The 14,640-nt window shown below is 53.3% G+C and carries 12 protein-coding genes; 3 read left to right on the top strand and 9 right to left on the bottom strand.

From position 1 onward, the window contains the following. The first annotated feature begins 563 nt into the window (after nucleotides 1–563). Nucleotides 564–2,375: a BCCT family transporter gene (locus GS614_RS21640; protein WP_171727297.1), complete on the top strand. Its 1,812-nt coding sequence runs from the start codon at nucleotides 564–566 to the stop codon at nucleotides 2,373–2,375. 35 nt (nucleotides 2,376–2,410) lie between these two features. Here GS614_RS21640 and GS614_RS21635 read toward each other — a convergent pair whose 3' ends face one another. Continuing rightward, nucleotides 2,411–3,022 (bottom strand): TetR/AcrR family transcriptional regulator, encoded by a 612-nt coding sequence (locus GS614_RS21635; protein WP_253282663.1) that lies wholly within the window; start codon nucleotides 3,020–3,022, stop codon nucleotides 2,411–2,413. A 161-nt stretch (nucleotides 3,023–3,183) separates the two neighbouring features. Here GS614_RS21635 and GS614_RS21630 point away from each other — a divergent pair, with 161 nt between their 5' ends. Then, the gene (locus GS614_RS21630) at nucleotides 3,184–4,578 is read left to right on the top strand and encodes an aminotransferase (protein WP_171727296.1); all 1,395 of its coding nucleotides are present in this window, start codon (nucleotides 3,184–3,186) and stop codon (nucleotides 4,576–4,578) included. Nucleotides 4,579–4,614: 36 nt separating this feature from the next. Here GS614_RS21630 and GS614_RS21625 read toward each other — a convergent pair whose 3' ends face one another. The 7 genes from GS614_RS21625 to GS614_RS21595 form a co-directional block, all read right to left on the bottom strand. Beyond that, nucleotides 4,615–6,183 carry a trimethylamine methyltransferase family protein gene (locus GS614_RS21625; protein ID WP_171727295.1) on the bottom strand — a complete coding sequence of 523 codons (1,569 nt, stop codon included), beginning with the start codon at nucleotides 6,181–6,183 and terminating at the stop codon, nucleotides 4,615–4,617. Between the two features lie 25 nt (nucleotides 6,184–6,208). Continuing rightward, nucleotides 6,209–7,408, bottom strand: a complete 1,200-nt coding sequence (locus GS614_RS21620; RefSeq protein ID WP_170380953.1) for an SRPBCC family protein — start codon at nucleotides 7,406–7,408, stop codon at nucleotides 6,209–6,211. Nucleotides 7,409–7,416: 8 nt separating this feature from the next. Further along, nucleotides 7,417–9,483, bottom strand: a complete 2,067-nt coding sequence (locus tag GS614_RS21615) for an FAD-dependent oxidoreductase (RefSeq protein WP_171121022.1) — start codon at nucleotides 9,481–9,483, stop codon at nucleotides 7,417–7,419. Nucleotides 9,484–9,577: 94 nt separating this feature from the next. Continuing rightward, nucleotides 9,578–10,633, bottom strand: a complete 1,056-nt coding sequence (locus GS614_RS21610; protein WP_171121020.1) for an extracellular solute-binding protein — start codon at nucleotides 10,631–10,633, stop codon at nucleotides 9,578–9,580. Nucleotides 10,634–10,651: 18 nt separating this feature from the next. Further along, nucleotides 10,652–11,752, bottom strand: coding sequence for an ABC transporter ATP-binding protein (locus tag GS614_RS21605; RefSeq protein WP_171727298.1), 1,101 nt, complete (start codon nucleotides 11,750–11,752; stop codon nucleotides 10,652–10,654). 20 nt (nucleotides 11,753–11,772) lie between these two features. Beyond that, nucleotides 11,773–12,567, bottom strand: coding sequence for an ABC transporter permease (locus tag GS614_RS21600; RefSeq protein WP_171727294.1), 795 nt, complete (start codon nucleotides 12,565–12,567; stop codon nucleotides 11,773–11,775). Beyond that, entirely contained in the window at nucleotides 12,564–13,427 is an 864-nt protein-coding gene (locus GS614_RS21595) for an ABC transporter permease (RefSeq protein ID WP_170380962.1), read from the bottom strand. Before GS614_RS21595 ends, GS614_RS21600 begins: the two co-directional genes overlap by 4 nt. 190 nt (nucleotides 13,428–13,617) lie before the next feature. Here GS614_RS21595 and GS614_RS21590 point away from each other — a divergent pair, with 190 nt between their 5' ends. Continuing rightward, nucleotides 13,618–14,259, top strand: coding sequence for a TetR family transcriptional regulator C-terminal domain-containing protein (locus tag GS614_RS21590; protein ID WP_171121015.1), 642 nt, complete (start codon nucleotides 13,618–13,620; stop codon nucleotides 14,257–14,259). A gap of 54 nt (nucleotides 14,260–14,313) precedes the next feature. On the opposite strand, the gene GS614_RS22015 is transcribed toward GS614_RS21590, so the two are convergent. Then, on the bottom strand, nucleotides 14,314–14,640 hold a 327-nt coding region (locus GS614_RS22015), incomplete at its 5' end, for a hypothetical protein (RefSeq protein WP_216601246.1).

Genomic DNA, 14,640 nt, shown 5'->3' with positions numbered 1-14,640 from the left:
CGCCATCTGCGCGTCGGTTCGTCAATAAAGATCGCTCATGTCTCCCCTCCGTTCTTGGAGCCGTGAGTCACGCAGCGCAGCGAAAATCAATGCATCCTGAGCCTAGGAGTTAACTTAGAACTTGTATGGAAGTCTGTCGCCCAGCAAAAAAACAGTAAACGGATAGAATATTTGGCTGAACCCGATCAGGTAACTCATAGTCAGTTTGAACTGACGAGTTATTTCCCGGTATCAATCCGTCGCCGTCTATAGGCCATTCGAAACTAGCCACCACTTTGGCGGGTATGTTGGCGGGTAGCTGGTAAAAACCGCCATTTTTTCCAATGAATTCAAAGTGTCGTGCGACACATAGTTTTGCCATTGAACATTGGCTAAGCCTTTGATTTTGAGTCATTCAAAATTTCATAACCGCAAAGGTTTTGCCATTTGCGACTCAAAGTTCTTCCTCTCAGCTATCGCTTCCGCAGCTACAGTCCTATTCTGTCTGAAAGTAATCTAGTCTGGAACCCAGCGACTGGCAGTGCGGCGTGCAAAGCAGTCAATTTATGCAAGACCGAGAAAACATGGCGCTTGAAGAACCTTTCACAGACCTCAAAATAAGGACTCAGCGGACTGGCTTTTACAAAGGGTATAGCCTGCCGATTGCTCTAGTCAGCAAACTCTCGGTTTCTCTGCTTGTTCTCTGGGCGCTGGTTTGGCCACTATCAGCGAACGATACACTGCGATCTTGGAAGTCAGGAATGCTGTCCGAGTTCAATACCTTCTACAACCTTTCCGTTGGATTATTTGTACTCTTCCTCTTCCTTGTCGCGCTTATTCCATCAACTGGCCGAATAAGGTTGGGCTTAGAAGATGAGAAACCGGAATTTTCGAACTTCTCATGGTTTTCGATGATATTTGGGGCGGGTCTGGGCGTGGGCCTAATGGTCTATGCAACCGCTGAACCACTTGGCCTTTGGGAAACCAATCCATTGACTATTTCCGGGGAAATCACACCCAAAAGCGAGGACGCAATTCAAGGAGCCTACCGCTATACATTTTTGCACACCGGATTTCACGCCTGGGCAATATACGTCGTCACCGGCCTTAGCCTTGCCTATTACGCGTTTACAAGAGGCATGCCGCTAACAATCCGCACCGCACTGACCCCATTGCTCGGAGAATACTCAAACGGTGTTGCAGGACATGTGATCGATGTGCTCGGCGTCGTTGCGACAATACTCGGCGTGGCGGTAACGATCGGATATGGCGTTTCTCAATTAGTGGACGGTGCGTTTCTAATTACTGGTGCGAATTGGCTTGTGGAGAAAGACGTAACCAAAATGATTCCGTCGACCGCCGGCCTAATTACGGCGTTGATCGTTGTTATGATTATGTCGACACTCTCAGCCGTCTCTGGCGTGGGGCGTGGTGTCAAGTACTTGTCAAACATTAATCTTCTCTTTTCAATGTTATTGCTGGCGGTATTTATTGTTTATGGCTCATTCGCATTTGCGGCGACGACCTATGCTACAGCGCTGGTTGACTATATCAAAAACTTTGTCCCTCTGAGTTTCCAGGCTTTTCGACCGATTTCCGAAGTCGAGTTTGCCTCCGTATTGCCAGCCGAGGCGGCGCCCTTTGTTGGCGAACTCTTCGCAGGTGCAACTGATCCATGGGGAACAAAAGCAACCTATCTTGAGGGTTTGAGCAACGATTCAGCCGGTCTTTCTGATGCAACCAAGACTGCAGTTTATGACGCGGGCACACGAGGCAGGTTGTTCGGATGGCAGGCCGGATGGACTACATTCTACTGGGCATGGTGGATCGCGTTTTCGCCTTTTGTCGGCCTTTTCTTAGCGCGTATCTCCAGGGGACGAACCGTACGCGAATTCATACTTGGGGCCGTCATTGCCCCTTCCCTCGTGTGCTTCGCGTGGATGGCCATACTTGGTGGGGCCGCCATCGATTTGGAGCTTAACGGGGATGCAAATGGATCTATCCTGACCGCATCAACGACGGCAACACTGTTTGTCACCTTGAGGGAAATGATATCGGGCAACTTGCTCACGGTAGTGAGTGTCATGTGCGTGCTGTTAACCATGACATTCCTTGTTACTTCCGCCGACTCTGGCATCCTTGTGATGAACACGATCATGTCCGGTGGGTCTGAAGACACCAGCCCGCTTCATCGTATCCTGTGGGGCGTTCTTCTGGCCCTTGTCATTGGAACTCTGCTTGTCGCTGGCGGCGGCGGATTAGAGGCTTTGACCAATTCCATGATAATCGGTGCGCTGCCGTTCAGTGTCGTCTTGCTGCTCATGTGCGTCTCTCTGGCCAAAGCAATGATAAACGACCTGCGCCGATTGAACCGCGAAACCCGAACTGGTTTGTGATTAACCGTAGTACACTCTCAATCATTTTGTCGCGGTCACATGTGAAACGACTGTGTCACAAAGTGCTTCGGAAACATTGACTGCAATACATACAGGCAAATCTTCAAAGCCTCCTCGGGATTGAAGATTTCTGAGTGCAAATGGTAGTCGGTCCAGAGTCCTTCCAGCAAAGCAATCAAAGCGTCTGTTGCAAGTTTGGCGTCGATGTCTTCGTACTCACCTTCACTCTCAATTTGCTTCAACAGGTCTTGGATCACCGCTCGGAAACCTTTGTCCCGCGAGTCGATGAAAGGAAAAATGTGTGGATTCGAGAGCGCTTCGGCCCGAAACGAAAACCAGATCGCAACGTCCCGCGCATTAAGGACCAACGGGTCGAAATCAGCTTTTATGATAGAGATCAGCTTGTCCGCAGGGCCAAACTCAGGGTTATCTGCGATTGCCTTCCATTGCCTTGCATAGCGCGCTGATAGCTCCTCTGCCACGGCGAGCAGCAGCTTCTCCTTTGAGCCAAAGTGCAGGTTCACCATTCCCCGCGATAACCCTGACAGCTCCTGAATTCTTGCCGAGGTCGTTCCGCGAATTCCGTACTTATGGATTGCGTCTGCTGCCGCATGGATCAACTGCTTTCGGTTCTGCAGCTTGCTCAAATCTCGTGCATTGGTTGGGATATCAGTCTTGGCAGAAATGTCTTTTTCCTTTGTTGAGGAACGCGCATGTTACTTGTCGCATCTAGAGGAGCAGAAGTTCAAGGATTGACACTGAATGAATGTTTGTTCATTTTGTGATAAGTGTTTCATACAGGTTCCAAATGACACTCTTGAACTCCGATTTTCAGTCTGTACGTGACTGGGACAACAAACACTTCCTGCACCCGTGGGAGGGGATGTCGTACCTAGGCCAAAATGAACGAACTTTTGCCGAAAGCGGTCTTGGTATCCACGTCGTGACCGAGGACGGAAAGCGCCTGATAGACGGGCCTGCCGGGATGTGGTGTGTTCAACTGGGCTATGGAAACACCGAGATTGCCGATGCGATGGCGCAGCAGGCGAAAGCGATGGCGTATTTTTCGCCCTTCAATAATGCCAACTCGGCTCCAGCCCGGTTGGCACATGAGATTGCCAAGAGAACCCCGGGTGACCTAAACCACGTGTTCTTCACAACGGGTGGATCAACGGCCGTTGATAGCGCCATACGTTTTGTACAATTCCGCAACAACCTGCTGGGCAAACCTGAAAAGAAGATCGTGATCTCACGGCAGAAGGCCTATCACGGATCGACGTACCTGGCGGCCTCGGTTTCCGGAAAAGAGCGCGACAAAGGTTGGTTGGATCAGGCCTCGGACCTTACGCGTTTCCTACCGAATGTGAACCCGTATACGCGTCGCCCCGATCAGACGATCAATGATTTCCTGGACGAAAAAATTGCTGATCTGGAGAACACGATCCTGCAGACTGGAGCAGGCAAGGTCGCTGCTTTCATCGCTGAACCGATCTTGTGCTCTGGTGGCGTCATTGTGCCTCCACGGGGGTATCATCAGCGCTGCCTGGAAATCTGCCGGAAATACGATGTCCTGTATATTTCAGACGAGGTCGTAACCGGTTTTGGGCGGCTTGGACATTGGTTTGCTTCGGAAGACGTCTTTGGAATTCAACCTGATATCATCACCTGCGCCAAAGGCATGACGTCAGGGTATGTACCCATGGGGGCCTGTATTATCTCTGACCGGCTGATTGCAGATGTGAGCGGAGACAACGGGCAGGATGCCACCTTTTCAAATGGTTTCACGTATTCGGGCCACCCAGTGAGCGCGGCGGCAGGTTTGAAAACCATTGAAATTATGGAGCGTGACGGCGTTATGGAACATGTCCGCGCGATCACACCCTTTTTCGAAGAGCGTCTTCAGGCTCTGGCCGACTTGCCGCTGGTCGGCGATGCCCGCGGTATGGGACTGGTTGGTTGCGTTGAGTGCGTTGCGGACGCCGAGGCTAATAATCTATTGGATCTTGATAAGTCCGTTGGTGCGATGATTGATCACCATTGCCAGGAAAACGGGCTGATCTTGCGGCCCATCATCAACATGTGTGTGTTCTCCCCTCCGCTGATCATCACGGAGGGCGAGTTAAACGAGATGTTTGACATCCTTGAAAAAGGAATCCGGCTGACAACCGAAGACCTGACGCACCAAGGCGTATTCAAAACTTAGGCGCAACCGCGAAGCCCACCCTACGCTCAGCGGCGCTTACCCAGCGCGCATTGCCTCGGGGGGCAATTTGATCGGGAACCTGGACCGAACCTCTTCGTCCACCATGCTGCCAAAGTAGTTCGGATAGTGATTGGACAGAATGTCATCCACAACGGATCGGCTCCGTTCGAACATGTCCTGACGACCGGCTTTCTCCCAGGTATCTGTTAGTTCCCGGTCCATCAGTGTCGGGTAGACATACTCGGTTTCCATGTATTGCAAAGTCTGCGCGTTGCCGAGGAAGTGACCGGGATCAATTGCGCATTCATGAATGACGTCGACCGACAGCGTGTCGTCGCTCACCTCGATCCCACGAAGTGTTCTTGAGATCATACCAGCAGCCTCGTTGTCGATGACCATGGACTCGAAACTACAGCCCATCAGGCTGCCAACCATCCCGCCAAATTCGCAGAGCCGGTTGGCCCCAGCATGGGCTGCCAACGCGAAGGTCAGCGCCTTCTCCAAACCATATTGCGCATCAGGTATCTTGGAATCCGTCATGCCGCACCCGACGCTGGTCGGCAGGTTGTAGAAGTTGCCCATCTGAATTGCCGCCGCGGAGATCAACGCTTGCTCTCCGCTTCCACCAGTGAAGGAACCGGTGCGCAGATCGGTAATAAACGGCCATGCCGCAAAGACGACCGGGGTGCCCGGATTGATCAAGTTTGCAATGGCGACGCATGACAAGGTCTCAGCTACGGCCTGGGCCAGTGTTCCGGCCAACGGCGCAGGTGAAGTCGCCCCAGCTTGTGGCGGAACAGCCAAATCGCAGACAAGTCCCATCTTCGCTGTATCAATCAGGATTTCCAGGTTTTCCCGCCCGAACCTAAGCGGTGAAACAATGGGGCAACCGCCAAAAATGACCGAGGGCTTTTCAAGGAACTTGCCCTCCCCGCCCGAAGCCAGATCGAATAAATGGATCGCGTCCTGAATATGCTCGCGCGTACGGAACGTCAGACAGGATGGCTTTTCGGAACCCGCCAAGATCGCGTAGAGCATGCTCATGTCATGCTCGTAGTCCTGCGGCACATCCGTTGCCAGAACCGTGTCGCCAGTCATGTGAATGTTGTCGAGCCGGTCTACCAGACGGGTGAAATCGTAGATGTCCTTGAGAGTTGATGGCCGGTAACTGCGCGTTTCTGCGTCGAACGTTGTCACAGCAGTGCCGGAGTTTGCGTAATACACCTTGTCCTTGGTGCAGCGCATATCGTCCTTACCGGCCCGAGATCCGCGCGCATGGACATAAAATTCGCTGGCCGCCTTTGCTAAAAGATCTTCCATCAACGCGCGAGGAAAGCACAGCCTACCATACTCGTTCACCGTTGCCCCTTTGGGCAGCACTAGATCAAGAACTTCCTGTGTTGGATCACCGACACCCGTACGCTCCAGAATGCCAAGGGCGGCTTCATGAATACGCGACATGTCCGCGTCTGAAAGAGGCCTGTATCGTCCACCCGAAATGCCCGGCCAGATTGCTTGGGAAGCGACATTGCTGGTCCGCACTGCTGCACGTGCTTCACGCCCACCACCGCGCCGTCGTGATCTGCGCTGCGTTAACTCTGTCATGTTTAGTCTCCGAATTCTGAGCGTGTCAGATCATGCTGAAGTAGTTGCGATAGAAACCGGGAATGCTCCATTCCATCTCGGACAACGGCCCTGGGACGAAATGGTGCGAGTTCACGCCTTCCTGATTGTGCCGTATGATCCGCTCGTCATCGAGCGATGTGACATGCCAGAGCCATGTCAGCGCATCCTTGTCATAGTCGCGGCCCTGTTCTGCGTCGCTGCGCACGTACCAGACGATCTGAATATCTGTTTCTTGCAGGGCACGCGGGACGAACCGATACCCAACCACGTGATCTGCATAGACGAGGAAGTAGTTCAGTGTGCCGATGCCCAGATCAGTTGCTCCGCCATCGAGAGATTTCAGTTCGCCCAAAGGCGGCGCCAGAGGCGCTCCATCCTTGCTGCCGGTCACATAACCGGGGAACAAGGGGTAGCGCCGCCAATAAACATCTGCGCCCGGCGCGTCCGCATTTTCTCCCGTCAGATCAAGCTCCTCAGTGGGAATTCCGGCTTCGTTCATCCGCTCATGAAGCGCACCGCTGAACTCCAGAACCTGAGCAGGGTCTTTCAGAGAATGGCTACGCGAATAATCCTGATGGGATGGCGCGCAGTGATAACATTCCAAGTAGTTTTCCAAAGCCAGTTTCCAGTTTGCCGGAACCGGGTATGACGCCTCATGCGCGACCTTCAGGTTTTCAAAATCGAACGGCTTTGAAAGCGGGGCCAGCCTTTCAAGGGCAGCATCCAGCGGCGGAGCATCTTCTGCGGCGCAGACAAAGATCAGACCCTGAAAAGTCTTCACCTGAACAGGGAACAACCCATACTGGCTTGGGTCAAAGTCCTGTCCCATCGATCGCCCGTTTCGTAGCTTGCCGTTCAGGTCAAATGTCCATGCATGATACGGACATATGAAGTTGCGGGCTTTGCCTTTCTGTTCGATGCAAACCCGCGATCCACGGTGGCGACACACGTTCAGATGCGCGCGCACCTCGCCTTCGCGATCCCGAACGATGATGATGGATTCCGGGCCGTAATCGAACAGGAAGTAGTCGCCCGGTTCGGCGACCTGGCTGACATGGCCGACCCAGATCCAGTTGCGGTTCCAGAACGTGCTGATGTCGTTGTCGTATACTGCCTGAGAGGTATAGAAATGGCGCGGCATGGCGAAACCTTCCCGCTGCGCATCCATCAAGTCGCGCATTACTTGCAAGTCATCTTTTGGCATAGCGCACCTCATGCAGATTCAAGGGAAATGACTTCCCGGCGGAAGAATTCACGGTCGATGTCGTCCGCGTTACGTTCGAAATTCCGGGCAGCCATGTGACCCGAATATACAGCATCCGCGATCAAGCCGGGGTTTGCGGCATCTCCGATTAATTCCAACGTTTTCAGCGGACTTGCTGTCAAACCGCAAAGCTCGTCGTAAAGAGTGGTTTCTCGCATTCGCTGCGTCACCAGTACCACGGAGCTGCATTCAATGGAGTTCTCTCGCCCCGTGTAGACGCACTGCAATGTCGCCTGGCCGGGCGCGACACCGGCCAAGGTCTGGGACAGGTTCAGACGAACGCCTTTTTCCAACAGACTGCGTTGCACTTTAGTCTGCTCCAACGTCAATTCGGTAAACGGCGAAACTATTGAGGCCGGCGTTACAAAGACAACCTCTCGCCCAACCTGAGCCAAATGATCAGCCAAGACTCCACCGAGATAGGCTTGATCATCATCGTAGACCACAATCGGGCCGTCCTGCGGCATGACTCCGGCCACAATGTCATCCGGAGTGAAAATCTGAGAACCTAAACCGATTGGTGCACCGTGAAATGCAGATTTCCCGCGCCCGTCTCGCCGCCATTTTGCGCCGGTTGCAACAAAGACGTTCGGCATACCCAACTCGATGACCTCACTGGCTGACAAACGGCTGTCGGTGAACAGTTGAACGTTCCCGCGTTGTTGCAGGTCGTAGATTCTGTGATCTGTCACGCGCTTCCAAGCGGATAGCCCGGTCAGGGCAGCTTCCTGCATCACACGGCCGCCGAACTCATGCTTTGCTTCCGCCAGAGTTACCTCGTAGCCCCGCCGCGCCAATTGCATGGCGCATTCAAGTCCGGCTGGTCCGCTGCCGACAACAAGCGCAGCTTCCTCGTTTACCCGACGCTCAATGATCTCAGGATGCCATTTCCTCCGCCACTCTTCACCCATAGTCGGGTTTTGAGTACAGCGTATTGGGACGCCGAGAGAGTCGGATGAAACACAGATATTGCAACCGATACACTCACGTATTTCTTCGATGCGATCTTCCCTAATTTTGTTGGGCAGAAACGGATCGGCGATGGATGGTCGCGCCGCGCCGATAAAATCAAGGATGCCCTTCCTGACCAGTGACGCCATCAAGTCCGGCGACGTAAGACGCCCGACGCCCACAACAGGCTTAGAAGTCACCTGTTTCACGAACTCGATGTATGTGGTCTGAAAGCCGTCGCGGGGCTCGAACCGGGTCGTCGCAGAGTCGTTGCTCCAATCCGCCACATTAACATCCCAAAGGTCTGGAAGCTCGGCCAGCAATTCGACTACTGCACGGCCTTCTTCCTGCGCTTGCATCCCCTCTGACCCGAGCATTTCATCAACCGCAAACCGAAGGGCAATGGCGCAATCATCTCCGACCTCTTCCTTGGTTTCTTCCAGAAGCTCGCGGGTCAGTCGCACCCGGTTCTCCAACGAACCTCCATATTCATCCGTCCGATCATTGAACTGCGGCAGCAGAAAATGATGAGGCAATGTCATGTGATGCCCCGCATAGACATACACAATGTCGAACCCGGCTTCGCGCGAGCGACGAGCCGCCGCGCGATGCCACTTGCGAAATTCTCGAATGTCAGCCTTGTCCATTGCCCTTGCCTGTTTCGGGTATGGAGTCTGCAAGACAAGTTCTGATGGGGCCAGCAGAGGCGCGCGGGTCAGGTGGTTTTGGGCATGGTGCCCGTTATGCGCCAATTGGATTGCCGCGAGCGAGCCCTTCTCATGAATTGAGTTGCTTATCAGACGCAGTGCGGGAATATCCTGATCGTCCCAAATTCGGTTTTCAGAATAAGGAGACAAATCTGAAGTCGGATGAATCTCGGCCTCCTGAGTGGACACCACCGCCCAACCGCCCTCGGCTTTCATCGCCCGCATGGCAGCTTCGGCCTGAGGTCGCAAATGACCCAAACCATTGCAGTGGGGCACCTGGTAGAACCGGTTTCGAGCCGTTACTGGCCCGATCTTGACCGGTTCGAAGAGAACAGAATATTCGTCAGCGCCTGACATTGCCGCGCTTCCTCCAAGGAAATTGGAAATTGGTTCGTGGGAATGGAAGGATTTCTACGTCCCCACCATTCCCGGCTGTGTTGTAAGAGTGCCCTTAGAAGCCAGCTTTGATGCGCTCGAATTCCTTCAACATCTTGGCCTCCAGCTCGGGGTTAACAGCGTCAAAGAACAGGCTGCCTTCAAAGAAGCTGTCCACATCCGAAAACCCGTAGGTTTCGATCAGCTCCGGGTCTGCCTGTGCAAAAGCGTCTTCATTGGCGTGGGCATAACCCCAGCTTTCAATGATGTATTTACCGCTTGCCGCAGAGCTGAGCGCGTTCAGCATGTCATAGACTTGCTCATCCGACTGCTTGGCAGATTTCAGATGCACATAACCGCAGACCCAAGTTGCGATACCTTTGTCTACATCACGCATCATGACCGCTGGCGTTTCGTTCCAGATCAGGTTCAGTTCCGATTGGTTCCATCCCCAACCCAGCGTGACCTCACCGCTGGCAATTGCCTGATCCAGTTGGCCGGCGTCAGACCAATAAAAGCGCACGTTCGGATGAATCGCGCGCAGGTAGTCCGCCGCTTTTTGGAATTCCTCGTCACTCATATCGGTATAGCTGGAGGCGCCGGTTGCCAATGCCGCCATTGCAAAGGCACTGGAAGCGGCGTCCGGAATGGCGACTTTGCCCTGATATGCAGAATCGGCAAGCAATTGCAGCGAAACGTCATCTGCCGAAATCATATCTGTTCGATAGATAAGACCAGTATTGCCCCATTCGAACGGAACCATGTAGGTCTGCCCATCAATGGTGATGCCATCGACCTCTTTGATCTTGGGCATCAGCTTGTCCCAGTTTTCCAGCTTGCTGGTGTCAATCGGCTTGATCATGTCTGCCGCTACCCACTTTCTCAGGGCATCCGTGCAGGGATGGGCCAAATCAGCTTCAAAACCGGACTGAAGCTTTGTGAACGCTTCTTCCACGCTGCCAAAATAGGTGTAGCTAGGCGCGCCGCCGTATTTTTCGACATAGTCGCCGTAGAAACCCTGATCCTCATATCCGGACCAGTCAAAAACGGTCAGATCAGCGGCGTTCGCCAGAGCTTGGCTGGCGGCAAAGGTGGCAACTACTGCTGCCATAAGTGGCGCTGTTTTACTCATTTGTCTCCTCCCACAGATTCATGATTCACGTTTGCCCAAATCGATCACCGAGGCGCTTTGAACACCAAGCCAGACGGTATCGCCCCGGCTGTGATCGACTGTGTGAAAGTAGTTGGGCACTGCGACGGCGATGCTTTCGGGCAATCCGTCGATGCGCACATAATAATGGACGCTCTCACCATAGAAGGCGACGTCCGATACCACGCCTTGAACATAAGCGTCGTAGCCATCCGGTTTTTCTGCGCTGATATCCAATTGTTCGGGCCGAACGCCGACCAGCAGTTCTTTGTCATGCATATGAACGTTTGGATTCACCCCAATCGTCATCTGCCCAAACCCCTGAACAGTTACTTCCAGCGTTTCAGAATTTTCAGCCGTTACCTCAGCATCCAGAAAGTTCATTCCACCGATAAAAGAAGCCACTTCCCGATTGCACGGTTGAGAATACAGAACTTCGGGCTTGTCGACCTGCTTGAGCTGCCCAGCAAACATGACACCGATGCGATCGGACATGGTCATCGCCTCGTATTGGTCATGCGTGACCATGACGAAGGTAACTCCAAGCTTTTGCTGCAGACGGCGCATTTCCAGCTGCATGGCTTCGCGCAGGTTTTTGTCCAGCGCGGAAAGAGGCTCATCCAACAGCAGCACTTTCGGCCGCATAACCAACGCACGAGCAAGCGCCACGCGTTGACGCTGACCGCCCGACAATTCATTGGCCTTGCGGTCCTGCAAGCCGCCAAGTTCAACCATCTCAAGCGCTTCAGCAACGCGCTCCTTGATTTCCTTGCGCGAGAGCTTTGTCTTGCGCAAACCGAACCCGACATTGTCGCCCACATTCAAGTGCGGAAAGATTGCATAACTTTGAAACACCATATTGGTGGGACGTTTGTTGGCAGGCACCTCGCCCATTACGCGCCCATCAATCCGGATCTCGCCCTCTTCGTGATCCTGAAACCCGGCGATGATGCGGAGGGCCGTGGTCTTGCCGCAGCCCGAAGGCCCAAGCAGCGAAAAAAACTCACCCTCTTTCAAGGTCAGGTTCAGATCGGACACAGCGACAAAGGAGCCAAAGCGTTTTTCAACGCCCTGAATTTCGATGATGTTCTGTTCGCTCATCTTGTTCATTTCCTTTGGCTTCAATCCGATGACTGGGTGGAACGGCGGCGGAAATACTCGGCAATCAACAACAGCAGGACCGAAGACAGCAAAAGCATCGACCCAAGCGCCAGCGTGTTGGGTAATTTTGCCGGGAAGCGGATCTGGCTCCAGATATAGACCGGCAATGTCGGGCTGTTCCCGGACAGGAAAAAGGCCAGGACAAATTCATCAAACGACACGGTGAATGTCACCAGCATGCTGGCGATGATGCCGGGCGCAACAATAGGCAGAGTGACACGCCGAAAGGTTCCCACAACGCTTTCGCCGAGATCGAAGGCAGCCTCTTCCAACGACTGGTCGAAATCGTCAAAGGCCGATTTCATGATCGATACGGAAAAGGGCAAAGCCACGAACACATGCCCAAGAATCACGGTTGTCAGTGAAGGTTTCAACCCGACGCTGATGAACAGTACCAACATCGAACTGGCGACAATGATACCGGGCACGACCAGCGGGAGCATGACCAGACCTTCGGAGAATTCCCTTCCTTTGAAACGGTACCGGACATAGGCGCGCGCGGCGAACAGGCCCAGAGACGTCGCCATCAAGGCAGTCACACTGCCGACGATCAGCGAATTGACCATCGCCTGCAGCAACGTGTCTTGCTGACCTAACTGCGCGTACCACTTCAACGTGAACCCCTTTAGCGGGAAAGCTACGATGGTTCCGTCATTAAATGAAAACAGCGGCAAGAGCAGAACTGGCAGGTACAAAAACACCAGATAGGCGATCGCGTAAACAAGCAACCATGGGATACGAATAGCCTTGGTCATCTGATCCTCCGCCCCAGTGCGGTGACGACCACCACAAACAGGATTGCGACGCAACCGACCGAAAGCATGGCAAGCAGAGACAGGGTTGCACCCAATGGCCAATTATTGGCCGCGCCAAACTGAACCTGGATCAAATTGGCCACCATTTTTCCCTGCGAACCGCCGACCAAGGCTGGTGTGACATAATCGCCAACCGTGGGGATGAAAATGATCAAGCAAGCGGCGATGATCCCTGGCACCGTCAGGGGCAAAGTTACGCGCACAAACCGTTCCAACTTGCTGCACCCTAAATCGGTTGCGGCCTCCAAGAGGCTGCGGTCGATCTTTTGCAGCGACACATAAATCGGCAGGATCGCAAACGGCGCCCAGGCATGTGCAAGTGTAAGGACAACAGCGAATTCATTGTAGAGCAGGAATGTAAGCGGCTCCTGTATCAGCCCCAGCGAAATCAATGCTGAGTTCATCACCCCATTGAAGCCAAGGATCAATTTCCAGCTGAACACCCGCAGCAGGTAGCTGCTCCAAAACGGGATGGTAATCAGCAATAGCCAGAGGGTTTTTTTCTGCGTCCGAAACGCGATGAAGTAGGCAATCGGATAGGCCAGACCGACCGTCGCCAATGTCACTGCCCCCGCAATCGCGACCGACCGGATCATCAGATGTCGAACCAGCGGGTCGGTAAACGCCTCTTGGTAATTCGCCCAGGTCAGTGTGCGGTCAATCTCGACATAGGTCTGGGTCCAAAAGCTGTAGGCGACAAGAATGCAAAGCGGAACAGCCACGAGCAGGCCGACATAGAGCGTCGCAGGCGCGCTCAGTGCCAGGCCCTTGCCCGTTTCACTTCGTAGTACTCCGGCCATGCTTCCCTGCTGAGCTTCGTTTTCGGTGGCACGACAATGTCGATCACAAAATGGACAATCGTCCATTTAAATCTGGAATTTTTGGACTAGCTGTGTCAACTGATAATTTCGCAACTGGGGATGGCCAATTTCAAACCGGCCATTAGAAGACACCGCAAGAGACTGAAAACAAACAGAGCCGCCTGATCCAATGACTGGAAGACGACAAGAAATACGCGAGCGAAACCGCCTTTCCCTGATCGAGGCAGTACTCGACTCGGTTGCAGAAAAAGGGATTTCCGAGACTTCCGTCAGCGAAATCATTCAACGCGCCGAACTGTCCCGCGGCATGATTCACCTTCATTTTGGCGGCAAAGACAATTTGGTTGACGAAGCCGCCCGCTACTCATCCGAACAATACTACAATGGCATTTACGACTTGTTGGAAACGACCGGGCAAACCGGACAGGAACATATTGAGATGATTGTTCGCGGCGACTTGAGTGAAGCCATTCTCAATAAGAAAAACGTTTCCATTTGGTACGCGTTTCGAGGCGAGGCCCGAAACAGAGCGGCAATCGCTGCGTTTTCAGATACCCGCGATGCTAAGCTTCGTAATCTGGTTTTCAACGCATTCGCTCGAATTGCGAAAGAAGCTGGAACCGAACACCCTAATCAAGTTGCTAGGGATGCTACGCACGGCACACTCGCAATGCTGGAAGGCATGTGGACAGATTACCTACTCCACCCGGATTCATTTGATCGTGACGAAGCAATGAGAATTGTTTTTCGATTTCTGCGCGCAATGTTCCCGAAGCATTTTGACCTAAGCGGCGCTTTGTTGCTTGAGTAGAGCTTGCGTCAGGTTTCCTATCTGGCTGCTGTAGAAGTGGACAATCCCCATCTTTCAGTCAACATGTTGGAAACACAGTACGGACGCAAAAGGTTCAATTGAACCAGCTGCTATCCGAAACCCAAAGTTGACGAATGTGCCATAACGAACCGGGAACATAGCTGAAGCGGTTTTATGTGAAGCGATCTCTGGTTGAGTGCCCGGCCTGCTTTCAGGAGTGCGAGGCCGTCCTATCAATATGTCAAAAGTAACCAATTGTTGTTGCGCGGGAACGCATGCATAGCTCGCTTGAGCAGCCTCATCTGACTGGTCCAAATTGATTGTTGGTGCATTGTCGGCCTGCGATCCATTGGTATGATGGTTTCGGGCGCTGGCGGGCGA

The organism is Ruegeria sp. HKCCD6604 (assembly GCF_013110635.1).
Lineage (GTDB): Bacteria > Pseudomonadota > Alphaproteobacteria > Rhodobacterales > Rhodobacteraceae > Ruegeria.
The sequence above is the reverse complement of the archived record's forward strand: the minus strand, read 5'-3'. Positions and strand labels throughout refer to the sequence as shown.

Bases quoted from the DNA above. Each gene is read 5' to 3' on its own strand.
- GS614_RS21640 (WP_171727297.1), top strand. From the start codon at position 564: ATGGCGCTTGAAGAACCTTTCACAGACCTCAAAATAAGGACTCAGCGG.
- GS614_RS21630 (WP_171727296.1), top strand. From the start codon at position 3,184: ATGACACTCTTGAACTCCGATTTTCAGTCTGTACGTGACTGGGACAAC.
- GS614_RS21625 (WP_171727295.1), bottom strand. From the start codon at position 6,183: ATGACAGAGTTAACGCAGCGCAGATCACGACGGCGCGGTGGTGGGCGT.
- GS614_RS21620 (WP_170380953.1), bottom strand. From the start codon at position 7,408: ATGCCAAAAGATGACTTGCAAGTAATGCGCGACTTGATGGATGCGCAG.
- GS614_RS21615 (WP_171121022.1), bottom strand. From the start codon at position 9,483: ATGTCAGGCGCTGACGAATATTCTGTTCTCTTCGAACCGGTCAAGATC.
- GS614_RS21610 (WP_171121020.1), bottom strand. From the start codon at position 10,633: ATGAGTAAAACAGCGCCACTTATGGCAGCAGTAGTTGCCACCTTTGCC.
- GS614_RS21605 (WP_171727298.1), bottom strand. From the start codon at position 11,752: ATGAGCGAACAGAACATCATCGAAATTCAGGGCGTTGAAAAACGCTTT.
- GS614_RS21600 (WP_171727294.1), bottom strand. From the start codon at position 12,567: ATGACCAAGGCTATTCGTATCCCATGGTTGCTTGTTTACGCGATCGCC.
- GS614_RS21595 (WP_170380962.1), bottom strand. From the start codon at position 13,427: ATGGCCGGAGTACTACGAAGTGAAACGGGCAAGGGCCTGGCACTGAGC.
- GS614_RS21590 (WP_171121015.1), top strand. From the start codon at position 13,618: ATGACTGGAAGACGACAAGAAATACGCGAGCGAAACCGCCTTTCCCTG.